This window comes from Pseudarthrobacter sp. TAF60_1, from assembly GCF_052113505.1.
Taxonomy (GTDB): Bacteria; Actinomycetota; Actinomycetes; order Actinomycetales; family Micrococcaceae; genus Arthrobacter.
In genome coordinates, this window is sequence record NZ_JBFRDI010000023.1 from 1 (window position 1) to 22,999 (window position 22,999).

General features: G+C 66.8%; 11 protein-coding genes. All 11 read left to right on the forward strand.

What is annotated here, in order from left to right; translation table 11 throughout:
• Nucleotides 1–5,906, forward strand: a 5,906-nt coding sequence (locus tag AB4Y73_RS19705) for an Ig-like domain-containing protein (RefSeq protein WP_441874251.1), incomplete at its 5' end; no start/stop codon positions are given.
• Between the two features lie 74 nt (nucleotides 5,907–5,980).
• Entirely contained in the window at nucleotides 5,981–6,952 is a 972-nt protein-coding gene (locus AB4Y73_RS19710) for an AAA family ATPase (RefSeq protein ID WP_441874254.1), read from the forward strand.
• Nucleotides 6,953–7,004: 52 nt separating this feature from the next.
• Nucleotides 7,005–8,336, forward strand: a complete 1,332-nt coding sequence (locus AB4Y73_RS19715; RefSeq protein ID WP_441874256.1) for a DUF58 domain-containing protein — start codon at nucleotides 7,005–7,007, stop codon at nucleotides 8,334–8,336.
• Complete coding sequence (locus AB4Y73_RS19720; protein ID WP_441874258.1) at nucleotides 8,333–10,942, forward strand: transglutaminase family protein; 2,610 nt, start codon at nucleotides 8,333–8,335, stop codon at nucleotides 10,940–10,942. The genes AB4Y73_RS19715 and AB4Y73_RS19720 overlap by 4 nt, the downstream gene beginning before the upstream one ends.
• Nucleotides 10,939–12,483: an RDD family protein gene (locus tag AB4Y73_RS19725; protein WP_441874259.1), complete on the forward strand. Its 1,545-nt coding sequence runs from the start codon at nucleotides 10,939–10,941 to the stop codon at nucleotides 12,481–12,483. Before AB4Y73_RS19720 ends, AB4Y73_RS19725 begins: the two co-directional genes overlap by 4 nt.
• Complete coding sequence (locus AB4Y73_RS19730; protein WP_441874261.1) at nucleotides 12,480–13,382, forward strand: PP2C family protein-serine/threonine phosphatase; 903 nt, start codon at nucleotides 12,480–12,482, stop codon at nucleotides 13,380–13,382. The genes AB4Y73_RS19725 and AB4Y73_RS19730 overlap by 4 nt, the downstream gene beginning before the upstream one ends.
• A complete protein-coding gene (locus AB4Y73_RS19735) occupies nucleotides 13,363–15,036 on the forward strand; it encodes an FHA domain-containing protein (RefSeq protein WP_441874263.1) in 1,674 nt (557 codons plus the stop codon). The genes AB4Y73_RS19730 and AB4Y73_RS19735 overlap by 20 nt, the downstream gene beginning before the upstream one ends.
• The gene (locus tag AB4Y73_RS19740) at nucleotides 15,033–16,859 is read left to right on the forward strand and encodes a serine/threonine-protein kinase (protein WP_441874265.1); all 1,827 of its coding nucleotides are present in this window, start codon (nucleotides 15,033–15,035) and stop codon (nucleotides 16,857–16,859) included. The genes AB4Y73_RS19735 and AB4Y73_RS19740 overlap by 4 nt, the downstream gene beginning before the upstream one ends.
• 53 nt (nucleotides 16,860–16,912) lie before the next feature.
• Nucleotides 16,913–17,617 carry a hypothetical protein gene (locus AB4Y73_RS19745; protein ID WP_441874267.1) on the forward strand — a complete coding sequence of 235 codons (705 nt, stop codon included), beginning with the start codon at nucleotides 16,913–16,915 and terminating at the stop codon, nucleotides 17,615–17,617.
• Nucleotides 17,614–22,059: an FtsK/SpoIIIE domain-containing protein gene (locus tag AB4Y73_RS19750; protein ID WP_441874269.1), complete on the forward strand. Its 4,446-nt coding sequence runs from the start codon at nucleotides 17,614–17,616 to the stop codon at nucleotides 22,057–22,059. The genes AB4Y73_RS19745 and AB4Y73_RS19750 overlap by 4 nt, the downstream gene beginning before the upstream one ends.
• Before the next feature lie 122 nt (nucleotides 22,060–22,181).
• Nucleotides 22,182–22,778 carry a hypothetical protein gene (locus AB4Y73_RS19755; protein ID WP_441874271.1) on the forward strand — a complete coding sequence of 199 codons (597 nt, stop codon included), beginning with the start codon at nucleotides 22,182–22,184 and terminating at the stop codon, nucleotides 22,776–22,778.
• The last annotated feature ends 221 nt before the right edge of the window (nucleotides 22,779–22,999 follow it).

The following is a 22,999-nucleotide window of genomic DNA, read 5'->3' on the forward strand; positions in this document are numbered from 1 at the left end:
ATGGTGCGGTGACGCCGGCGAGTACCACCTTTGACATTCTGCAGAACGCCGGGGATGTGTTTGTGGATGATGAGACGGGTTCGACGTTGAATCAGGTTTCTCCTGCGAACATGCGCCTGGGCGGGGACAAGCAGCTGCCGGGCTCCGCGGACGTCAGTTTCGGTGCCGGCGTGATCGCGGTGACGGATCCGGCCGCCGGCAAGGTCTGGGCCCTCTCGCCGTCCAACGTCAACGGGTTCGACAAGGAGGCGTCCGAGCCGGTGATGGTGGGTTCGGAGGGCCTGGTGTCCGCCGTTGGCGCTGATGACCGGGTGTACTCGGCGGATCCGAAGTCCGGGGTGGTCACCGTGACCACCGTGGATGCCAACGGTGAAGTGGTGAGTTCGGATACCAGCACGTGGGGTGAGCTTAAGGGTGCGGGGGATCTGCAGATGACGGTGGTGGGGGATAAGCCGGTGGTGTTGGATGCTGCGGCGGGGAGCCTTTTCCTGCCCGGTGGCAAGCGTCTGCAGTTGGATAATGCGCGGGACGCTAAGCTGCAGCAGGGTGGTCCGGCCGGTGATTTTGTGGCGATCTCGACCCGGAAGGCGTTGTTGAAGCAGCCCTTGGACGGTTCTACAGCTAAAACGGTGATGTTCGGCGGTGAGGGTGTACCTGCCGCGCCGGTGCAGTTGGGTGGGTGTGTGCATGCGGCGTGGTCCGGGGCGAATAAGTATGTGCGTGACTGCGTCAATGATGCTGATGATAAGAACGTGGACGTGCCCAAGGCGAGTGCGTCGCCGTCGTATGTTTTTCGGGTGAACCGGGACCTGGTGGTCCTCAATGATGTGAACTCGGGCAATGTGTGGCTGGTGAACCAGGACATGCAGCTGGTGAACAACTGGGACGACGTTGTGCCGCCCAAGAACGAATCCGATGAGCAGGACCAGGAATCGGCGGACAACAACACCATCAACGTCCTGCCGGACCGCACCAAACCCAACCGGCCGCCGGAAACCAAACCGGACGCCGTCGGCGTCCGCCCCGGCCGCACCACCATCCTCAGCGTCCTGGACAACGACTCCGATCCCGACGGCGACGTCCTGACCGCCGCCGTCGGCGATTCCGGACCCAAAGCCGGGACCCTGCAGAGCATCTACGGCGGCACGGCGTTCCAGATCTCCGTCCCCGCAGACGCCAGGCCCGGCACCGAAACATTCAACTACAACGCCGCCGACGGGCGGGGACTCTCCGCCGGCGGCCAGGTCACGCTCAACGTGGTGGGGGCAGACGAAAACCGGCCCCCCGCCTTCAAACGCGGCGGTGACGCCACCACCATGCTCGTGGAACAAGGCAAGTCCGTCAGCCAGAACATCCTCACGGACTGGACCGACCCGGACGGCGACGACCTCGTCCTGATGGATGCCAAAGCAGACAACGTCCAGGACCAGGTGAAGGTCCGCCGCGACGGGCTGCTGACTTTCCAGGACTCCGGTGCCACGGCCGGAAAAAAGAACGTCGAAGTCACCATCTGGGATGGCCGCGCCACGGTCACCGGAAAAGTGGTGGTCAACGTCCAGCCGCCGGGCGCGCTGGCACCGGTGGTCAACGCCGATCACGTCACGGCGGTGGTAGGCCAGGACCTGGTGATCGCACCGCTGAAGAACGACGTCGATCCCAACGGCGGTGCCCTCCGTCTGGCGCAGGTTGAGGCCAACGGTCCCGCCGAACTGGGTCCCGTCACCGACGGCGGCACCTTCACGTTCCGTAGCACCACCCCCGGCCCGGTGTACCTGACCTACATCGCCAGCAACGGTCCGCAAAGCAGCCAGGGGCTGATCCGGGTTGACGTCGAGTCCGGCAACGACGCCGGTGATCCTGTCGCTGTGCACGATGTGGCGCTCATGCCGACCGGCGGAAGCGTCCTCCTTGACCCGCTGGCGAACGACTCTGACCCGTCCGGCGGCGTCCTGGTCCTGCAGTCCGTGAAGCTCCCGGAGAACACCACGGCCTCGGTGAGCGTCATCGACCACAGCGTCCTGCGTATCACCGATGTGGTTGGAACCAAGGACCCGTTCCGCTTCGAATACACCATGTCCAACGGCCGCAAGTCAGCCACAGGAAGCGTCGCCGTGGTCCCGGTCCCGGCTCCCCCCGTCGTCGAAGCACCCCAGCCCAAACCCGACGAAGTGAACGTCCGCATAAACGACGTCGTCACCATCCCGGTGCTGGAAAACGACACCCACCCGCAGGGCCAGCAACTGACTGTTGACCCCGTCCTGCCGCAGCCCGTGGACGAAGTGGACGGCAAGAGTTTCGTCTCCGAAAACACCGTCCGGTTCATCGCCGGCTCCCAGCCCAAAACGGTCCGGGCCATCTACAATGCCGTGGACCCGCAGGGGCAAAAGAGTGCCGCTGCTGTCACCATCCACATCCTTCCGCTGGAAGGCGCCGAAAACTCCCGGCCGCAGCCGCGGAACCTGACCGCCCGCGTCGTGGCCGCCGGAACAGTGCGGATTCCCGTACCGCTGGACGGGATTGATCCCGACGGCGACTCCGTCCAGCTGACCGGTATCGACAGCACCCCCGCCATGGGAACCGCCGCCGTGGGAAGCAACTTCATCGACTTCACGGCGGCCGGGGACGGGGCCGGAACAGACACGTTCCGCTACAAGGTGGTAGACCGCCAGGGCGCCGTCAACACGGGGACCGTGACGGTCGGCATCGCCCCCCGGGGTGAGACAAACCAGAACCCCACCCCGGTGGATGACGAGGTGAAGGTCCGGCCGGGACGGCAGATCGCCGTCGATGCCACCGGCAACGACACTGACCCCGACGGCGACCTCATCCGCATCCTTACGGACGGCATCGAGGCTGACCCCGCCCTGCAGGCCACCGTCAGCAAGACCAGCGGCCGCATCATCCTGCTGGCCCCCAACGCCGCCGGGACGGTTAACGTCCGCTATAGCATTGCCGATGACCGGGGAGCCGAGGCCCAGGCCACCATCCGGGTGGTGGTGGACAACGAGGTTCCGCTGAAGGCGCCCGTTGCGCGCGATGACCGGGTGACGTCCGCCCAGGCCATGGGAAAGACCGCCGTGGACGTACCCGTCCTCAAAAACGATGAGGATCCCGACGGTGTGGGCGAGAACCTCAAAATCAGCACCGAGGCCGTCACGGCACGCCCCGGGTCCGACGGCAACATGATCGTGGAGCTTACCGAGGCTCCTCAGCTCATCCCGTACACCGTTGAGGATGTTGACGGTCAGAAATCGACCGCAATCATCTGGGTGCCGGGGTTGGGGCAGCAGGTCCCCACCCTCGCCAAGGACGAGGTCATCGAGGTCATCTCGGGGCAGTCCGTGAACGTTGACCTCAAGGAATGGGTTAAGGTCCGGGAAGGGCGGTCACCCCGCCTGACCCAGACCGACCGTATCAAGCTCATCGGCTCGGACGGCAGCAATCCCATTTCCGGCGACGGAACCTCACTGAAGTACGCCGCCGGCGCGGACTACGTTGGCCCGGGCTCGCTGAGCTTCGAAGTGACCGACGGCACCGCCGTTGACGATCCTGCGGGCCTGAAGTCCACGCTGAGCATCCGCACCAAGGTGCTGCCCGACCCGAACCGCAACAACCCGCCCGAACTCCTGGGCGCCAAAATCGAGGTTCCGAAGGGGGAGTCCGCCGACTTGGACCTGAGCCGGCTGACCTCGGACCCGGACCGTAACGACGTGGACAACATGAAGTACGAACTGGTGGGTGGCAGCCCTGCCAGCTTCAATGCCCGCATTGAGGGCAAGATCCTTAAGGCCTCGGTGGACGGATCAACGGCCACCGGCACCTCCGGAGCTGTGCAGGTCAAAGCGACGGATTCGCGTGGTCTTGAGGCGACCGCCACCTACCAGCTGTCCGTCATCGCCTCGAACCGGCCGAAGCCCGTAGCCAACGACGACCTCGAACCCAATGCCGCCGCCGGTAAGCCGGTAACCGTCAAGGTCCTCGCCAACGACGCCAACCCCTTCCCGGAGCAGGCCCTGAAAATCATTGCCGCCACCGCCGAAACCGGCAGCGGGAATGTGGAGGTCTCCGGGGATGCAGTCACGGTGACCCCGGCCCCGGGGTTCAGCGGGTCAATGGTGGTCTCCTACACGGTGGCCGACAAGACGCAGGAAACCTCGAGGCAGGCCACCGCCCGGATCCGGCTGACCGTCAAGGACAAGCCACTGGCACCCACCACCCCGCAGGCGCAGAGTGTCGGGGACCAGACGGCCCTGCTGTCCTGGAGCGCGCCCGCCGACCGTGGCTCACCGATCACCAGATACACGGTGTACGGCGCAGGCTTCAGGCAGGACTGCCCGGCGAACACCTGCACGCTCACCGGACTGGTCAACAACACCAAATACTCCTTCCAGGTCTCGGCCACCAACGAGTTCGGTGAGTCCGACCGCTCACCCGCTTCAGCTGAAGTGCGGCCCGACGTCAAACCGGACACGCCCCTGGCACCGACGCTCAAGTTCGGCGACAAGCAGCTCGCGGTGAACTGGGTGGCGCCGGCCAGCAAGGGATCGCCGGTCAAGTCCTACGATCTGGAGATTTCGCCGGCCCCCGCCGGTCAGAACGCCCAGATCCAAAACCTGACCGCCGTCAGCTACGTCTGGAAGGGACTCCAGAACGGCGTGTCGTACAAGGTGCGTGTCCTGGCCCGGAACGATGCCAAGGAACCGTCCGAGTGGAGTGCCTACTCGGCGGCCGAAGTGCCCGCCGGTGTGCCGGCCACTCCGGCCGCCCCGTCAGCGACGGCGGCCCCTTCGGTGGGTACCCAGAGCCAGCTCAAGGTGACCTGGACGGCTCCGAATAACAACGGTGACGCAGTGTCCTCGTATACCCTGACCACCCTGAGGGGAGGCGCCGTGGTCGTATCCCAACAGGTAGCGGGCACCACGCAGAACGTCACGGTGGACAACTCCGAATCGGGCTACACCTTTACGGTGTCCGCCACGAACAAGGCGGGCACCTCCGGTACGAGTGCGCAATCCGCAGCCGTGCGTGCAGTGGGCAAGCCCGCGATGGTGGGAACGCCGTCGGCCACCCTTGTCGGCACCAATGGCGACGGCGGAAAGATCGACGTCCGGTTCACACCGCTGACCGATGCGCAGCGCAACGGCTCGGCGCCCAGCGAGATCACGTACATGTACCGGCTGACTTCCGGCGGAGGCAGTGGCAACATCGCGGCCGGGGGAGGAACAGTATCTGCCGCCAACGGTACCGATACCGCCGTCGTCGTCTGGGCCGTCTCGTCCCGCAGCTCAACGGCCGGTGACGCAAGCCCGCCATCAAACAGCGTCAACCCCTACGGACTCGCCTTCGCGCCGACCGTGACCGGAACCAGCAGTAGCGGCGTCGGCGACAAGACGGTCTCCTGGAGCTGGAACCAGCCCAGCGGCAACGGCCGGCCCGTCACGGGATACCAGTACAGCCTGGATAACGGGACGTGGCAGGACACCTCGCAGAGGTCCTTCTCCAAGAGTGTCGGCTTCAGCGAAACTCACACGCTGGAGGTCCGCGCCATCAGCGGGGGCCAGCAAGGCCGAATCGGCAGTGACACCTCGCGCAGCGGGGCCGCGCCGCCGCCGCCGGTCCCGACGTCGTGGTCCATTACGGCAACACCTGTGCGCAGCTGCACCGAGCCGGGATACGGCGTGGACAGTTTCCGGCAGGGCAACCCGTCCTCCTGCGTCGGTGGCGGTAAGTGGATGCCCGCGAACCAGCCCGCAGATTCAGACTTCTACGTGGTCTGGTACAAGACAAATGAAAATCCCTCCGGCATCTGGTACCACCTGACCAGTGGTGCCGCGGCAGGCAACTACGTCCGCAGCGATACCACCAACCACCCCGGCAACCCGCCAAGCGGAATGCCCAAGCACTGAGCCGGACGTCCTTCGGCCTCCCGCCGGGTACGCCCGCCAACAACTCCAGCACCTCAAGATAAGGACCCCCTTTCATGACCATGACCACCGAGCAGGCCGAATGGTTTGCAGGCACTTTCGATAAGCTCGTTTCCAACGTGGGCCAGGCGGTGCTCGGCAAAGATCACGTCATCCGGCTGACTTTCACCGCGATGCTCTCCGAGGGACACGTCTTGTTCGAAGACGCGCCCGGCACCGGCAAGACCATGCTGGCCAGGGCCATGGCAGCAACCGTCCAGGGCTCCAACAACCGAATCCAGTTCACCCCGGACCTCCTGCCCTCTGACGTGACCGGTGTGACCATCTACGACCAGAAGACGCAGAAGTTCGAGTTTCACAAGGGCCCGATCTTCAACAACATCGTCCTGGCCGACGAAATCAACCGTGCCTCGCCCAAGACCCAGTCCGCGCTGCTGGAAGTCATGGAAGAGTCCCGGGTCACCGTGGACGGCGTGACCTATGAGGCAGGCCGGCCGTTCATGGTCATGGCCACCCAGAACCCCATCGAGCAGGCCGGTACCTACCGCCTGCCGGAGGCGCAGCTGGACCGTTTCCTGATCAAGACCTCCATCGGTTACCCGGACCACGCCTCCACGGTGCAGCTGCTGGGCGGCTCCAACCTCAAGGACCGGTCCAAGGAGCTCACGGCAGTCATCACCACACAGGCTGTGGCGGACATGGCTGACCTGGCCGCCACCGTGCACGTTGATACGGCTGTCCTGGAGTACATTTCCCGGCTCTGTGAGGAAACCCGCAACGCGCCCGAGAGCCGGCTGGGGGTCTCCGTGCGTGGCGCCATCGCCATGGTGCGTGCCGCCAAGGTCTGGGCTGCGAGCCAGGGGCGTAACTTCGTCTTGCCTGACGACGTCAAGGAACTGGCTCCCGTGGTCTGGACCCACCGCTTTGTGATGGATCCGGAAGCGGAGTTCTCCGGCGCCACAGCCGAGGCCATCCTGGGCCGGGTGCTGTCCGACGTCGCCGCACCGCAGCAGCGCGCCACCGTCTGACGCTCTCCGGAGCCCCAGACCGTCACCCTCCAGCGCGAACAAAGGTACCCCTATGTCCAGCAGCACTCCGCTGACCCGGCTTGCTGAACGCCTCCGCCAACCCTTCCACCGGGACGGCAGGCCAAGCAGGCTGCATCCGTCCTCTGTCTGGGCCGAGGCCACCAGCACGGCCGGGCTCGCCCTCACTCCGGCGTGGGAGAAAGTCCGTGGCCTGTGGTTGCAGTACGTGTGGCCCATCCTGTCCGTGGTCAGCGTTTTGGGCTGGTCAGTCCTGGCGGCCTCGATCCTGCTGTGGACCGCGGGCCAGGCCTTCGGCTGGCAGGAGGCAAAAGCTGCCGCCATCGCGGCGTTCGTCCTTTTCCTGATCGCCATCGGGTTCATCCTGGGCCGGTCCTCATACGGCGTGATCCTGGACCTCGCCCGGACACGGGTGGCAGTGGGGGACAGCGCGGTAGGAAGCATCGCCGTCTCCAACACCTCCACGCGCCCGCTGCTGCCGGCCGCGCTGGAACTGCCGGTGGGCAATGCCACAGCCGTCTTCCACCTGCCCAGGATGAAACCCCAGCAGGTGCATGAGGACCTCTTCACCATCCCCACAGCCCGCCGTGCAGTCATCGTGGTGGGGCCGGTCCGGTCCGTCCGGGCAGACCCGCTGCACCTGCTCCGCCGCCAGGTGATGTGGACCGAGCCGGAGGACCTCTTCGTCCACCCGCGTACGGTGGCCCTGGCCGGTTCCGCGGCCGGCTTCATCCGGGACCTCGAAGGCATGCCCACCACGGATCTGTCCAGCGCCGACGTCTCCTTCCACGCGCTGCGAGACTACGTCCCGGGCGATGACCGGCGGCACATCCACTGGAAGACAACCGCCCGGACCAACAAGCTCATGGTGCGCCAGTTCGAGGAAACCCGTCGCGCCCACCTGGCAATCTCCCTCTCCATCAACACCGACGAATACGCCTCGGAGCAGGAATTCGAAATGGCCATCTCCGCGGCCGCATCGATCGGTCGGCAGGCCATCCGCGAGCAGCGCGAACTCGACGTCCTCACCCAGAAGGGGCCGCTGCGCTGCGAAACCGGCCGCAACCTGCTGGACGACATGACACGGATCGTGGGGGCACCCATGCGCCGCAACGCCGTCGACCTCGCCCGGACCCTGGCCGACACCGTGCCCAACGCTTCCGTGGTGTTCTTCGTGGTGGGCAGCAACGTGACGCCCACGCAGCTCCGCTCGGCGGCCGCGTCCGTCCCGCCCGGTGTGCGGAGCCTGGCCGTCCGGCTGCAGATCGGGGCAGCCCCCGGCCGCGCCAATATCGCAGACCTGACAGTGCTGACGCTCGGCGACCTCGCCGACCTGGCCATCGTCCTCAGAAAGGCAGCCGCATGAGCTCCGCATCCGACCTCCGGCCCCGGGCGTCCTCGCGGCGGCAGGATGAGTCAGCCTTCGCCGACGGCCAGCCCGCCTGGCACTTTATGCTCGACGCCGGCGCGCTCACTGCTTTGCTCGGGCTCGGCGTCCTGGGGTTCAGCCTCAGCTTCGGCGGCGACCCCTACTACCTCATCTCCGGATTCGGCGGCATCATCCTGGGCCTCGGCATCGCGGCCCTCAGCGCCCACCTGCGCCTCGGCCTGCTGATCACCGCCGCCCTCGCCCTGGGCGCCTACCTGGTTTTCGGTACGTTCCTCGCTGTGCCGGATGCTGCGATCGCCGGCTTCATTCCCAGCCTCGACTCTTTACGCACGCTGCTGCTGGGCGTGGTGTTCGCCTGGAAGGACATGCTCACGGTGGGCGTTCCGGTGGGATCCGCCGGCGGGGTCCTGATTGTCCCGTTCCTGAGTTCACTGCTCACCGCACTGGTGGCCGGCCTGCTGATCTGGCGCCTGAAGAGCCCTTACTGGCCCCTGCTCCCGGTGCTTGCGCTCTTTGTCACCGGCATTGCCTTCAGCACCAGCGCCGCCTTCCTGACGGTTGAGCGCGGCATTGGACTGACCGTCGTCGCGATTGCCTGGGCCACCTTCCGCCGGGACGCGCTGCGCCGCAGCGATACCCGGAAGATCTCGGTCAACCGGCCCCAGGCAGACGCTGCCACCGCTCAGCGGGCAAAGCTCCGCAGGCTCGGTACCGCTGCCGCCGTCATCGCGGCCAGCGTGGCCATCACTGCCGTGGCCGCGCCACTGGTCACCGCCGGCAGCGACCGAAAGGTCCTGCGCAACGTTGTGGTTCCGCCTTTCGATCCCAAGGACTACATCACGCCCCTGGCAAGTTTCCGGACCTTCGTCAAGGACCGGAAGGACGACACCCTCTTTGTGGTCAAGGGACTTCCCCGGGACGGCAGGGTCCGGCTGGGCGCCCTGGATGCCTTCAACGGCACCAACTACAACATGGACCCCAATGGTTCCGGCAGCTTCAGCAAGGTGGGAAACACGGCGTCCATCAACACCCTGGCAGACACGGCCAGTGTGGTGCCCACCAACGATTACTCCCTGGACATCACCATCGAGGGCTACCAGGGCTACTTTGTCCCGGGCGGCCGGAAGACAACCGGCCTGAGCTTTGACCGGAGCGCGTCCGCTGCCGCGTCAGGACTTTATTTCAACTCGGGCACGGACACCGCTGTCACCACCCAGGGCCTGTCCCAGGGAGATTCCTACAGCGTGCAGGTGTCCGATCCCGTCAAGCTCGAGCACGGCCAGCTGACCCAGTACGATTTCGCGAAGATCACGCTCCCCGACGCCCTTGAGGTCCCGCCGGTGGTTGGTTCCCAAGCCAACGACCTCTCGGCCGATGCGCCCACCCCCATTGACCGCGTGCGCCAGATCGAAGCGCATTTCCAGAAGACCGGGGCGTTCAGCAACGGGCTGGTCACAGAGGGCCAACTGCCCAGCGTGTCCGGCCACAGTTCGTCCCGGATCAGGAACCTGCTGACCGCCAAGCAGATGCTCGGCGACGACGAACAGTACGCCGTGTCCATGTCCCTGATGCTGCGGCACCTTGGCATCCCGTCGCGCGTGGTCATGGGTTTCTACCCTGATCCGACCAGCCCGGAGAACGGCGCCGGCGAAGTCAAAATCACGGGCAAGGACGTCCATGCCTGGGTGGAAGTTGCCTTCGACCGGGTGGGCTGGGTCAGTTTCGACCCCACTCCGCCCAAGGACAACATCCCCATCCCGCCGGACCCGGAAAACAAGTCCAAGCCAAAGCCGCAGGTGCTGCAGCCGCCGCCCCCGCCGCAGGAGCCGGTGGACCTGCCTACGGATTCCTCGCCCGATGCGCTTGACGCGGATGAGAAGAAGAACAACCCGTGGCTGTTTTGGGGTGCCCTGCTGGGTGCCGTGGGCGTCGCCCTGATCCCGGTGGCAATCCTCGCGTTGCCGCTGCTGCTGATCGCGCTCCTCAAATCACGACGCCGGAAGGCGCGTTTCACCGCGGGTCACCCCGCGCAGCGGGTTGGCGGGGGCTGGAATGAGGTCCTGAGCCTGGCGACCGACATGGGTGCCGGGATTGACGCCCGTTCGACGCGGCGCGAAAGTGCGGCGGTGGTTGCGGAGGCTTTCCCTGCCACGGGACAGACAACTACCATGCTGGCGAACCGCGCGGATGCCTCCATCTTCGGGGCGGGCCAGCCCACCGAGGAAGAGGTTCGGGAGTACTGGGCCATCGTGGACGGTTCACTGAAGGAGATCACCGGCACCGTAGGATTCTGGCGCCGCCAGCGGGCCAGGTTCTCGCCCCGGTCGCTGCTGGCCGATGGCCGCACAGCCCTGAAACTGCGGAGTGTGCGGCTGGGGCTCCTGCTGCCATCACGCCCATCGGCCAAGAATGCCGCGGGTCAACCGCCCGCCACCGGTAGGGTGGAGACCGCTCCGAAAGTTGCCGGCGGCACGGGTCCTGTGCTGCAGGGCAACGGATCCGGCAGCACGGCAGCCGCCTCCGAGGCTGATGAGACCACCGTTCTGCGGAACCCTGGCAGGAAGAACCCCACTGAATCATGATGACCGAGCCTGAGCGCTGCCAGCGGTGCCAGCAACTGATCCGCGGCGGCGCCACGTTCTGCACGGCCTGCGGTGCCCCGCTGCCCAACAGATCGGCCCGCAGCGGACGCAACGTGGACTATGCACAACGGGCCGTGATGGACAGCGTCGCGGCGCACGCCGCTCCGATTCCCGGTACTATCCCGGTAGTACAAACGGCTCCAGGGGGAGGAACGGGAATGGCAGCCAATCTTGAGCTGGTTCCAGCCACGGCCGGTAAAAGGCTTGGCGCCGCAGTACTGGACTGGCTGGCACCGGTCGCGGTCTTGGTGGTGACCTTCGCCATCGGCTTTGCGGGCATCACCCGCACCCAAAGCGGCGGTTTCATCATTTATGACATAAGCTCACTGGTCCTGTTCGGCAGCATCGGAATGGGACTGACCCTGGTGTATCTGGCGGTCCTCGCGGGCTTGGAGGGCCGCTCCGGTGCCACCATCGGCAACCGGGTCATGGGAATCCGCACTGCTGACAAGGACGGCTACGCCCCCGGAACAGGCGGCGTCTTCCTGCGCGGCCTGGTCACCGGGGCCGGCATCATACTAGCGCTGGTGGCTGCCGTGCTGATCGTCATCTTCAAATGGTTCGACATCGCGCTGTTCATACTGGGGCCGCTGGTTCTGATCGGTGCCGGATGGGCTGTCGTGGTGGTTGTTTCCAACATCTGGGACCCCAACGGCAGGCTCCGTGGCTGGCACGATGCAGCGGCCAAAACGCTGGTCTTCGACGTCAACGCGGGCCGCAACCCCATCACGTCGGGCGGGATCCAGGGTCCGTACAGTTTCGCGCCGCTGGACCTGCCGCCCGTGCAGCCGGTGGCGTCGCCGGTGGCCCAACACGCTTCGCCAGTCCGGCACGCCCAGCAGGGGCCCGTCCCGTCGTATGCTGCGCCACCCGCCCCGGCCTCCGCCTCCGCCTCCGCGCAGCCGGCGCCGCTGCAGCCTGCGCCGGTCCTGCCGTCCGGCTCGCAGCACGCTCAGCCCACCACCCCGCAGCCTTACACCGCGGCACAGACATATGCACCGCCGTCGTTCTCCCCGCCAGCCGCCAGTTCGTTCCACCCGCCAGTAACCCCTGCGATAACCCTTCCGGTTCCCGACTCCGGCGCCGCACATCCCGACGATGACCTGGACCGCACGCAGATGCGCGGCGGTGCGGCCTTTGCCGTGCCAGTCGCCGTGCTCCGGATCAAGCTCGACGACGGCCGGGACTTCCAGCTGGACCGCAACGTCCTGGTGGGGCGCAACCCCGTCGGCCAGACGGGGGAGCAGCAGGCCCAGCTCCTGGCTGTCACGGATCCGGGCCGCTCGATTTCCAAGACGCACCTCCACCTGCTGACCGACGGCGCCGGCATCTGGGTGACGGACCGCAATTCCACCAACGGCAGCGCCGTCACCACTCCGGATGGCCGGCGCACGCCACTGCGGCCGGGCGTGCCGGCCTTTGTCAGCCCGGGATCCACTGTCCACTTTGGTGACCGCTCCTTCCACCTAGGACAGGCATGAACCCTCAGCCCTCCAGTGTTTCCCCCGACGCAGAAAACGGTCCCGGGCTCAGCCTGAGCTACGGCTATGGCACGGACCGCGGACTGCGGCGGGAGCTCAATGAAGACTCCTTCATCGCCTCGGACCCCGTCTTTGCCGTGGCAGACGGCATGGGCGGACACGAAGCAGGGGAGATCGCCAGCGGCATGTGCGTCCGTGCGCTGGCCGCCATGCCGCAGCTGGCCATCGGGGAGCGCAGCGTCACTGCGGCGGTGCTCCAGCAGTACCTGCTCCGGGCCGACGGCTCCATCCGGGAAGCTACGGGCGCCCGGGCCGGAACCACCCTGTCGGGCGCTGTGGTGGTGGAGCAGATGGGGATGCCGTACTGGCTGGTCCTGAACATCGGCGATTCCCGGACGTACCGGCTGAGCCAAGGGCATTTCGCCCAGATCAGCGTGGACCACTCGGAGGTTCAGGAACTCGTGGACGCCGGCGAAATCACCCCGGAGCAGGCCACTGTCCATCCCCGCCGCCACGTGGTCACCCGGGCCCTGGGCACCGGCGACGAGACGGAAGCGGACTACTGGCTGCTGCCCGTCGAGGAAGGCGACCGGATCCTGATCTGCTCGGACGGCCTCACCGGTGAGCTGAGCGACGAACACTTGTTCCGCATCCTCAGCACCGTGGCCCACCCCCAGGACGCCGTGGATGCCCTGATCCAGGCGGCGCTGCGCAACGGTGGCCGCGACAACGTCACCGTCATAGTGGTAGACGCCAGGAACGTGATGAACGACGCCGGCATTGCCACTACCGCCCCCCGGCCCACCGCGGACGCGGAAGAGGAGGTCACGCTGCCCAGGGCACAAATCGTTGACGCCAGCCGAGCGGCCGCGGACGTAGATGAAAGCGAGCAACACTGAGATGGCCACCGCCAACTACACAGCGGGCACCTGGCTGGGCGTCCTCCGCTCGCGAACGGCGGTCTTCCTGGGACCCGGGACCCCGCCGGCCCTCGTCCAGTCACTGTGGGACCTGCTCGAGGACGCCCCGGAAGTACACGAGGTTCTTCACGCAGTCACCAGTAGCTTCGGTGTTTCCCTGGCAAAGATCCCGTCGTTCGGCATCGTGGACTTCCGTGAAGCGCTGCGCGTCTTCCTCCGCGGAGACCTGGACCTGACCGTGCAGCTTCCCGGGGGGCCGGTGGAACTGAACGGACGCGACGTCACCACCTGGACCGAGCGGCGCCTCGATCTGCCCGAGTGGTACCGCCTGACCGTCGCGGGCGGCAACCAGCCCGGGACTGCCCTTCCGCTCACCGAGGGCGTGGTCCTGCTGCAGTCCCTGACCGTGGCAGTGACGCGTGCACCGGCTGACGCACAGGTCATCGTTGCACCGGAGCCCGCCGCCACACGGGAACCTGTAGACGGGCAGGACGCTGACGTTCCATCAGAGGGTGACGCCGAGAGCCGGCACGGCGGCAGCCGCGGAACCACTGAACGCGAGGTCTCGGTTGAAACGGTCCTGGGGCTCACGGACGATGAATCCCACTATCCCGCGGAAACAGCCGAGCCCGCGCAGGAGGCGCGCGCCGAACCTTCGCCGGACGTCGAGTCTGCCTCCCATGACGGACAGGTACCCGCCCACGAGCTGACCGGCACGTACGACCACCTGTGGGAAAAAACCGTGATCCGCCGCATCGAGGACGCCGCCGTTCGCGACGAGCCGGAGGAATCCGACGCCGGCGCAGCTCCGCACGCCGGAGCCCCCGAAGCTGACGCCCTGCCGGAAACACCTCTACCGAACACGTTTGGGCCGGCCACACCTCCTATGGCCCCCGTGAACGTCACACCTCCTCCAACTGCCGTAGCGGCTCCAAGCCTTGGCGGCGGCCTCATTGACTCGGTCCCGTGGCGGACCGGCGGGAGCAGCGCGCCGGCCGCGCAGGTTCCGCCGTCGTTCAACCTGCCCCAGGTGCCTGTTCCCGCCACTGAGCCGGCCGTAGAGCCCGGAGGGTTCGACGGAGACCACGATGGCCAGACCATCATGAAGAGCGACCTCGCCGGCGTAGGCGCGCCCCCGCTACCGGCACCGGTGCAGGAACCGGTGTCCGGCGCCGGACCGCTGGTCCTGGCCCTGGTCTGCGACCGCGGCCATGTCAACCCGCCTACGCACGCCCAGTGCGCTGCGTGCGGTGCGCCGCTGCCGCCGGACGCCGTCCAGGTTGCCCGGCCACGGCTGGGCAGGATGCGCGTTTCCACCGGTGAACTGGTGGACCTGGACCAGTCGCTGGTGATCGGTCGCCAGCCTTCCGTTTCCCGCGTGCAGGGCGGCGTGATGCCGCGGCTCGTCCAGGTTTCCAGCCCCAGCGGCGACATTTCACGCTCGCACGTTGAGGTCCGGCTCGAAGGCTGGCACGTGATGCTGTGCGATCTGAAAGCCACCAACGGCACGGTGCTGGTCCGCGAGGGTCAGCAGCCGCGCCGCCTGGCCCAGAACGAGATGGCCATCCTGCTCGACGGCGACATCGCGGAACTGGGCGACGACATCTCGCTGCGTTTTGAGGAGATTCTTTGAGTTCCAAACGGCCGGTTGCGCCGCCGCCCCACATCCCGGGGTTTACCTACATCAGCTTGCTCGGTTCCGGCGGGTTCTCCGACGTCTACCTTTATGAACAGGACCGTCCCCGGCGCAAGGTGGCCGTCAAGGTCCTCCTCTCGGACCTGAAGACCGAGGGCGCCAGGCGCCGGTTCGAGTCCGAGGCCAACCTGATGGCCCAGCTCTCGTCCCACCCGTACATTGTGACCATTTTCGAGGCTGAAGTGACCGAGGCCGGGCACTCCTACCTGGCCATGGAGTACTGCTCCCGTCCCAGCCTGGATGTCCGTTACCGCCGGCAGCGCTTCAGTGTTGACGAGGTCCTGGCCGTCGGCATCCAGGTGGCCTCCGCCGTCGAGACCGCCCACCGCGCCGGCATCGCCCACCGGGACATCAAGCCCGCCAACATCCTGGTGACCGATTACAACCGGCCCGCCCTGACGGACTTCGGAATCTCGGGCACCCTGGGTGGCGACGCCGATGACGACGCCGGAATGTCCATTCCGTGGTCGCCGCCGGAACAGTTCGTTGACGGCCCCGTCGACGGAGTGATGGTGGACGTCTGGGCGTTGGGTGCCACGCTCTACACCCTCCTCGCCGGCAGGTCGCCGTTCGTGATGCCCGGAACCGACAACTCCCAACGTGAACTGATCTCCCGCATCACCAACTCGCCGCTGCCCCGCCTGGGCCGGGCCGACGTACCCGAGTCCCTGGAACGCGCGCTTTCCACGGCCATGGCCAAACCTGCTGCCTCCAGGTACTCCTCGGCCCACGCCTTCGCCCTGGCCCTGCAGCGGATCCAGGCCGAACTGAACCTCTCGGTCACGCCCTTTGAAGTGCTCGAAGAGGCCCAAGAGGACAGCCACCCGGACGACGGTTTCGAGGAGACCCGCGTCCGGAGCATTGCGGCCATCGATCCCGAACGGACCGGCAGCGCCCCAACTTTCCCGGCACGCACCCGGCCCCAGGGCCACGACGCCGGCTCCCCGCCGTCGGGCTTTTCCGCCGGAGGATTCGCGCCTGCCCCTGCGGCCGCGTCAGTGCCCCGGCCGCAGGTTCCGGGCAATCTGTTTGCCGGCCCACAGGACGGCCAGGTTGCCGGCCAGCAGGCAGACAAACCCGCCGGGGAGTGGGCCCATGCTACGATGCTCCGCGGCAGTGCACCGGCCGCAGCCGACTACGGCTCCCTACCGGACGCAACTGTCCAGCGCCCCGGCCTGCTCCCGGCCCGGACAGGACAGCACCCGGCATATCAGGCACCCCAGCACACCGGCCGCCGAAATGGCGCCGCAGAACCCGAGCTCGACGCGACCATCAGCCGTCCCGCGGCCGCGCCGGAAACGGCACCGGAGACAGCTCCTGACCACGGCAAACGAAACCTGTGGCTCGCCCTGGCGGGCGGAACCGTACTGGTCCTGGCGATCATTGTGGGCATCGTGCTGGGGTCTTCAGCCCCGCCGCCGAAGGTGGCCGAGACCAGCCAGATCAGCAAACCCCCGGCGGACGCCCTGGACAACGGGACAGTCCCGGATGTTGCGGACCTCAATGGTGTGATGGGCGCCAACGGCAGGATTGTCTTCTCTTGGAGGAATCCCCAGCCGAAAGACGGCGACACCTACAAGTGGCGCCTCACTGATTTCGTGACCCGTCAACCAGGGCCCTACCAGGTGGCAAAGGAGACCCGCGTCGAAGTCGCACCGCCGCCGGACAGAAACATCACCTGCATTGACGTCATGATCGTCAGGGTGGACGGGACCGCGTCCCCCATGGAGGGACCCTCAGGAACCTGCTATACGAAATAGACAGGCACCTGACCAAAAGAGCACGCGTTTTGCCCAACGAGGAGGCACGGAATATGGGGGATCTAGCAATAGATTTCTGTGGTGAATGGTACGAACCGTCCGATGAGGAAATCTTCAACATCGGCCGGGAAGGCGATCTTGAGGTGGACGACAACCCGTACCTTCACCGCCAGTTCCTTCAAGTGGCCCGCTATGACGGGATCTGGTGGCTCAGCAACGTGGGCAGGATGCTGTCCGCCACCGTGGCGGACGGTTCCGGCGGCATGCAGGCCTGGCTGTCCCCGGGCGCACGCATACCGCTGGTGTTTAGTCACACGAACATCATTTTCACCGCCGGCCCCACCACCTACGAGTTCGCCGTGCACCTCAAAACGCCGTCCTTCCGCCAGCAATCCCGTGAAGATGACAGCAACGGCGACACCACCATCGGCCCGGTTGTTTTCACCGACTCCCAAAAGGCCCTGATCGTCGCGCTGGCCGAACCCATGCTGCGGCGCGAAGGGACCGGTTTCAGTGCCATCCCGTCGTCGGCCGCGGCTGCCAAAACCCTGGGCTGGGCACTGACCCGGTTCAACCGCAAGCTGGACAACGTCTGCGACAAACTCGACCGTGTTGGCGTGGTGGGCCTCCGCGGCGGCGGCGGAAAGCTGGCCACCAACCGGCGTGCCCGGCTCGTGGAACACGCAGTCACCACCCATCTGGTGACCGTGGAGGACTTGTATCTGCTGGAAAAGATGAGGGGCGTGGACGAAGGATGAGGATCCGGCTGACACTCCGCCGGGAGCCGGCGGAAACCAAGGACCTGGCCGTCACGGTGGACGGACTCGCCACCGTGGCGGACATCGCCACACAGTTGTGGGTCGCGGACCCCGAGAGAAAAGGATCCCCGGCACCGGACAACCTTTCCCTGCGCATCGACGAGGCCTTTGTGGGCGGGGGAATCCGCGGCAACATCCTGACCCGGACGGACAACCTGCTGGAGTCGGGGCTGCGCCCGGGCTCCGTGATCTCGTTGGCTGAGGTCAGCGAACACTTCAAGGCTGCCGGGGCCAACCGCGGTCCCGCCGCCGCAACGTTGCGGATCCTCTCAGGGCCCGACGTCGGGCAGGAGTTCTCGCTCCCCTCCGGCACCAGCTACATCGGCCGGGACCGGGACGTTGACATCCGGCTCTCAGACCCGCTGACCTCCAAACGACACGCCCGCATCACTGTTGGTGAAAGCGTGGAGATCGTGGACACCAACTCCGCCAACGGCCTTCTTATGGACGGCCTCCCCGTCACCAGGGCCACGCTTAATTCCTCGGACACCGTCACACTGGGGGAGACCACCGTGACTGTGGTGCCGCTGGGGCATAACCATGCGGCAGCGCCGACGTCGCCCCTTGTCGATTTCAACCGCTCGCCGCGTGTGGTTCCGCGCTTCGACGCGCCCAAGCGCGTGCCCCCCGCCGGGCCGAAACGGCCGGACCACCAGGCCTTCCCGTACATCATGCTGATGGCGCCGCTCCTGATGGGCGGCGTCATGTTTGCGGTCACCCAAAACATGCTCTCGGTGATTTTCATGATGATGATGCCGCTGTTCATCGTGGGCCATTACGTGGACCACAAGATGCAGACCAGGCGCCAGCAGAAGGAGCAGCTCAAGCAGTTCCGCGAGTCCATGGCCGCCTTCCGGCAGGACATCACCGAACTGCAGCACGTGGAACGGGCGGTGCGCCTCCAGGAGGCGCCCTCGGTGAGCGACACCGTGGACTCCATCTACAAGCTGGGCCCGCTGCTGTGGACCCACCGCCCGGAGCACCTCGGATTCCTGGGGCTGCGGTTCGGGCTGGGCACCAGTCCGTCCCGCATCCTGTTCGAGGAACCCAACAACAACGACACCGAAGCTGAATACATGCGCGAGATCCAGGACTGCCTGAAGCAGTTCCGGGACATCGAAGGGGTGCCGGTGGTCTCCCAGCTCCGCACGGTGGGAGCCTTCGGCGTGGCCGGGGCGCGCGGTTTGGTGGACGATGTGGCCCGCGGCATGGTGCTGCAGTTCGTGGGGCTGCACTCGCCTGCTGAAGCAGTGGTCACGGCCATTACCTCGGCGCAGTCCCGCCAGCGGTGGGATTGGCTGCAGTGGCTGCCCCATGTGGGCTCGGGCCACAGCCCCCTCTCCGGTGACCACCTGGCCGCCGGTTCCGCCAGTGGCTCCACTCTCCTGGCCCGGCTGGAGGACCTGCTCGATGCCCGGGAGGCCGTCGCCAAGCGCTCCGCTCCCGATGCCAGGGGAGTGATCGACCCGGCCAAACACGAGCTGCCGGCACCGGTGCTGCCCGCGGTCCTGGTCATCGTTGAGGACGACGCCCCGGTTGACCGCGGCAGGCTGACCCGGCTCGCCGAACGCGGGCCCGACTCCGGCGTCCATGTGATGTGGGTGGCCACCGACATTCAGGCGCTCCCGGCCGCCTGCCGCGATTTCATGGTGGTGGACGGGGACAACGGCACCACCACCGGGCAGGTCAGGCTCGGCCGGCACACCTATCCCGTCAGCTGCGAAAGCCTCGACGCCGAACTGGCCGCCCAGCTGGCCCGCATGCTGGCCCCGGTGGTGGACGTCGGCAAGCCCGTCACGGACGACTCGGACCTGCCGCGCGCGGTGTCCTATGCCACCCTCATCGGCAAAGATTTCCTGGACAACCCGCAGGCGGTCGCCGAGCGCTGGGAAGAAAACAATTCGGTCCATGCCTCTGCCGTGCCCAACCGGAAGGACAACGGAACCCTCCGCGCCCTGGTGGGTTCCAAGGGCATCGAACCGCTGTACCTGGACCTGAAGAACGAGGGCCCGCACGCCCTCGTGGGAGGCACCACCGGTGCCGGCAAGTCCGAGTTCCTGCAGTCCTGGGTCATGGGCATGGCCGCTGCCTACAGCCCGGACCGGGTGAGCTTTCTCTTTGTGGACTACAAAGGCGGGGCCGCGTTCGCCGACTGCCTCAACCTGCCCCACACGGTGGGCCTGGTCACCGACCTCTCCCAGCACCTGGTCCGCCGCGCGCTGACGTCCCTGCGGGCCGAGCTGCATTACCGGGAACACCTGCTGAACCGGAAGAAAGCCAAGGACCTGCTGGCACTCCAGCGCGAAGCCGACCCCGAGGCCCCGCCGTACCTGGTCATCATCGTTGACGAGTTCGCCGCGCTGGCCACCGAAGTGCCCGAGTTTGTTGACGGCGTGGTGGACGTGGCCGCCCGAGGCCGGTCCCTTGGCCTGCACCTCATCCTGGCCACGCAGCGTCCGGCCGGCGTCATCAAGGACAGCCTGCGCGCCAACACCAACCTTCGCGTGGCCCTGCGGATGGCCGACGAGGACGATGCCACGGACATCCTTGGGGTTCCTGACGCAGCCTACTTCGACCCCTCCATCCCGGGACGCGGTGCGGCCAAAACCGGACCTGGCCGCATCCAAGGCTTCCAGACTGGCTACGCCGGCGGCTGGACCACCGGCAAGCCCCAGCGTCCGCAGATCGACATCGTGGAGATGGCATTCGGGTCGGGGCAGAGCTGGGAAGCACCTGCCCCGGAGAAGCCCGTCAAGGAAGCTCCCGCCGGACCCAACGACATCGCGAGGATGACCACCAACATCGTCCGCGCCGCCGAATCACTGGCCATCCGGCCGCCGCGCAAGCCGTGGCTGGACGAGCTCGCCACCACCTATGACTTCTCCAAACTGCCCAATCCCCGGACCGACGAGCGCCTGCTGCTGGGTGTGGCGGATGACCCCGCCCGGCAGGACCAACCCACGGTGTTCTACGAACCGGACAAAGACGGCAACATGGCCATTTACGGCACCGGCGGCTCCGGCAAGTCCGCTGCCCTGCGCGGGATCGCGATCGCTGCCGCCGTAACCCCCCGCGGCGGCCCCGTCCACATCTACGGGATTGACTGCGGATCCTCCGGGCTGAAAATGCTTGACGAGCTCCCGCACGTCGGCGAGATCATCGACGGCGACGACGTGGAGCGGGTGGGCCGGCTGCTGCGACTGCTCCGCGACATCGCCGACGAACGGTCCGCGCGCTACGCGGACGTCCGGGCGTCCACCATCGTCGAGTACCGGTCGCTGGCGGACCGTCCGGATGAGAAGCGCATCTTCGTCCTGCTCGATGGCATGTCGGCGTTCCGGGAGACCTACGAGTACAGCAACCTGTCCGCGCTGTGGGACATCTTCCTCCAGTTGGCTACCGACGGCCGCCCCCTCGGAATCCACCTCGTCATCACCGGTGACAGGCCCAACTCCGTACCGGCGTCGCTGCTTGCCTCCATCCAGCGCCGCCTGGTGCTGAGGCTCTCCTCCGAAGACGATTACCTGTCCATGGACGTCCCCAAGGATGTGCTGAGCTCCTCCTCGCCGCCCGGACGCGGACTGCTGGGCGGCCTCGAGGTGCAGCTGGCCGTCCTCGGCGGGAACTCCAACCTTGCGCTCCAGGCACGCGAGGTCCACAAGCTCAGCCAGGCAATGCTGCGCCAGGGCCTGGACCAGGCACCCAAGATCCAGCGGCTGCCGGAACAGGTGGACCTGGACCTGCTGCCCGCGGGCAGCCCGGATCTGCCGGTCATCGGCGTCGACGACGAAACCCTCCAGCCGGCCGAGATCATGGCCAAGGGCCCGCTGCTCCTGGCGGGGCCGCCGGGCGCAGGACGCACCGTTGCGCTGGTCAGCCTGGCCTATGCGCTGCGCCGCTCCAACCCGGACACGGAACTGGTGTACATCGGCTCGCGCCGGTCCGCGGTGGCATCGCTGCCGCTTTGGAACCGGTCAGTGGTAGGCGCCGACGACCTGTCCGAGATTGTGGAAGACCTGATGGAGCATTCCAGCGGAAACCCGGGCAAGGTGGCCATCTTCATCGAAGGCCTGACTGAGTTCACGGACACCGTGGCGGAATCGGGCGTTTCGCAACTCGTGACGGCGTCCATTAAGGCCGACCAGTGGGTCATCGGCGAATCCGAGACGTCAACCTGGTCCTCTGCGTGGTCCCTTGCACAGCCGTTCAAGTCCGGCCGCCGGGGACTGCTGATGAACCCGGGCGACATCGAGGGAGACAGCCTGCTCAGCACTTCGCTGGGCCGGGTGAGCCCGCATTTCATCCCCGGCCGCGGCTACATTGTGGGACGCGGCAAGGCACGCAAACTTCAGATCGCTCTGCCGCCCGAAAACAGGGACTGAGTCGAGCCCGCGCCGGGGGCCCGCAAATCCAAGGATTTGCGGGCCCCCGGCGCGTTGTAGAAGACTACCGGCAACACTAGTTCGCCGCGGAGGGGTGCCGCGTGCCGTCCGCAAAGGTAACCATGATCCGATCCTCTTCCGCGCCCGGCGGCGTCGCCGCCGCGGCGATTACGGTGCTGGCGCTCACGGCCGGCCTGTCGGCGGCTGCTCCCGCGCAGGCCGATAACGGCGCTACCGGCCCGGGCTGTGAAGTGGTCTGCGGGCTTCTCCCCAGCGACCAGAAGACCCAGCCAAGCAGTCCCGGCACGGGAAAGCCGACCGGACCACCGTCGGCCACTCCCTCGCCACCACCGCCGGCTGCACCCGCGCCCGCGCCAGCACCCACCACGCGGCCCGTTCCGGCCGTACCCGCCCCGGCGCCGGTTCCCACCTTCGCCCCGGAACCCATGGTCTCGCCAGTTCAGGAAACCCCGACGCCGGAGGCCACCACCAGCATCGCGCCCTCAGCGGCTTCCGCGAGCCCGTCCGCTGAATCCAACTGGGACACTCCGGTCACCAAATCGGCAAGACCCACTCAGGCGGCCGCAGTTTCCCGGAACGATGGCACCGGGCTCCTTGGCGGACCCGGGCTGCTGCCCATCATGGCGGGCGTGCTGCTGGTGGGAGTCGCCGGCCTGGCGTTCGCTTGGTGGGGCCGGAACCGGTTCTCCGCGCACTGACCGCTTTTCCCGGCCCCGCGCCTGGGGCCGATGGGGAGTGGTGCATGGGCAGCGGTGCCCATCGACGGGTTTCGGGGGCCGGGATAGGTTTGGGGCAATGGATCTTCCGGATGAGCCGGGGGCCGCTGGGGATGCCGATCTGGATCGGATCCAACGACGTATGAGGAGAAACTGATGGCTATTTGGGGCGCAGATGTAGAGCAGCTCAGGACTCTTGGCAC

Excerpts from the sequence above, each read along its gene's own strand:
- AB4Y73_RS19710 (WP_441874254.1), top strand. The coding sequence starts at position 5,981 with ATGACCATGACCACCGAGCAGGCCGAATGGTTTGCAGGCACTTTCGAT.
- AB4Y73_RS19715 (WP_441874256.1), top strand. The coding sequence starts at position 7,005 with ATGTCCAGCAGCACTCCGCTGACCCGGCTTGCTGAACGCCTCCGCCAA.
- AB4Y73_RS19720 (WP_441874258.1), top strand. The coding sequence starts at position 8,333 with ATGAGCTCCGCATCCGACCTCCGGCCCCGGGCGTCCTCGCGGCGGCAG.
- AB4Y73_RS19725 (WP_441874259.1), top strand. The coding sequence starts at position 10,939 with ATGATGACCGAGCCTGAGCGCTGCCAGCGGTGCCAGCAACTGATCCGC.
- AB4Y73_RS19730 (WP_441874261.1), top strand. The coding sequence starts at position 12,480 with ATGAACCCTCAGCCCTCCAGTGTTTCCCCCGACGCAGAAAACGGTCCC.
- AB4Y73_RS19735 (WP_441874263.1), top strand. The coding sequence starts at position 13,363 with ATGAAAGCGAGCAACACTGAGATGGCCACCGCCAACTACACAGCGGGC.
- AB4Y73_RS19745 (WP_441874267.1), top strand. The coding sequence starts at position 16,913 with ATGGGGGATCTAGCAATAGATTTCTGTGGTGAATGGTACGAACCGTCC.
- AB4Y73_RS19750 (WP_441874269.1), top strand. The coding sequence starts at position 17,614 with ATGAGGATCCGGCTGACACTCCGCCGGGAGCCGGCGGAAACCAAGGAC.
- AB4Y73_RS19755 (WP_441874271.1), top strand. The coding sequence starts at position 22,182 with ATGATCCGATCCTCTTCCGCGCCCGGCGGCGTCGCCGCCGCGGCGATT.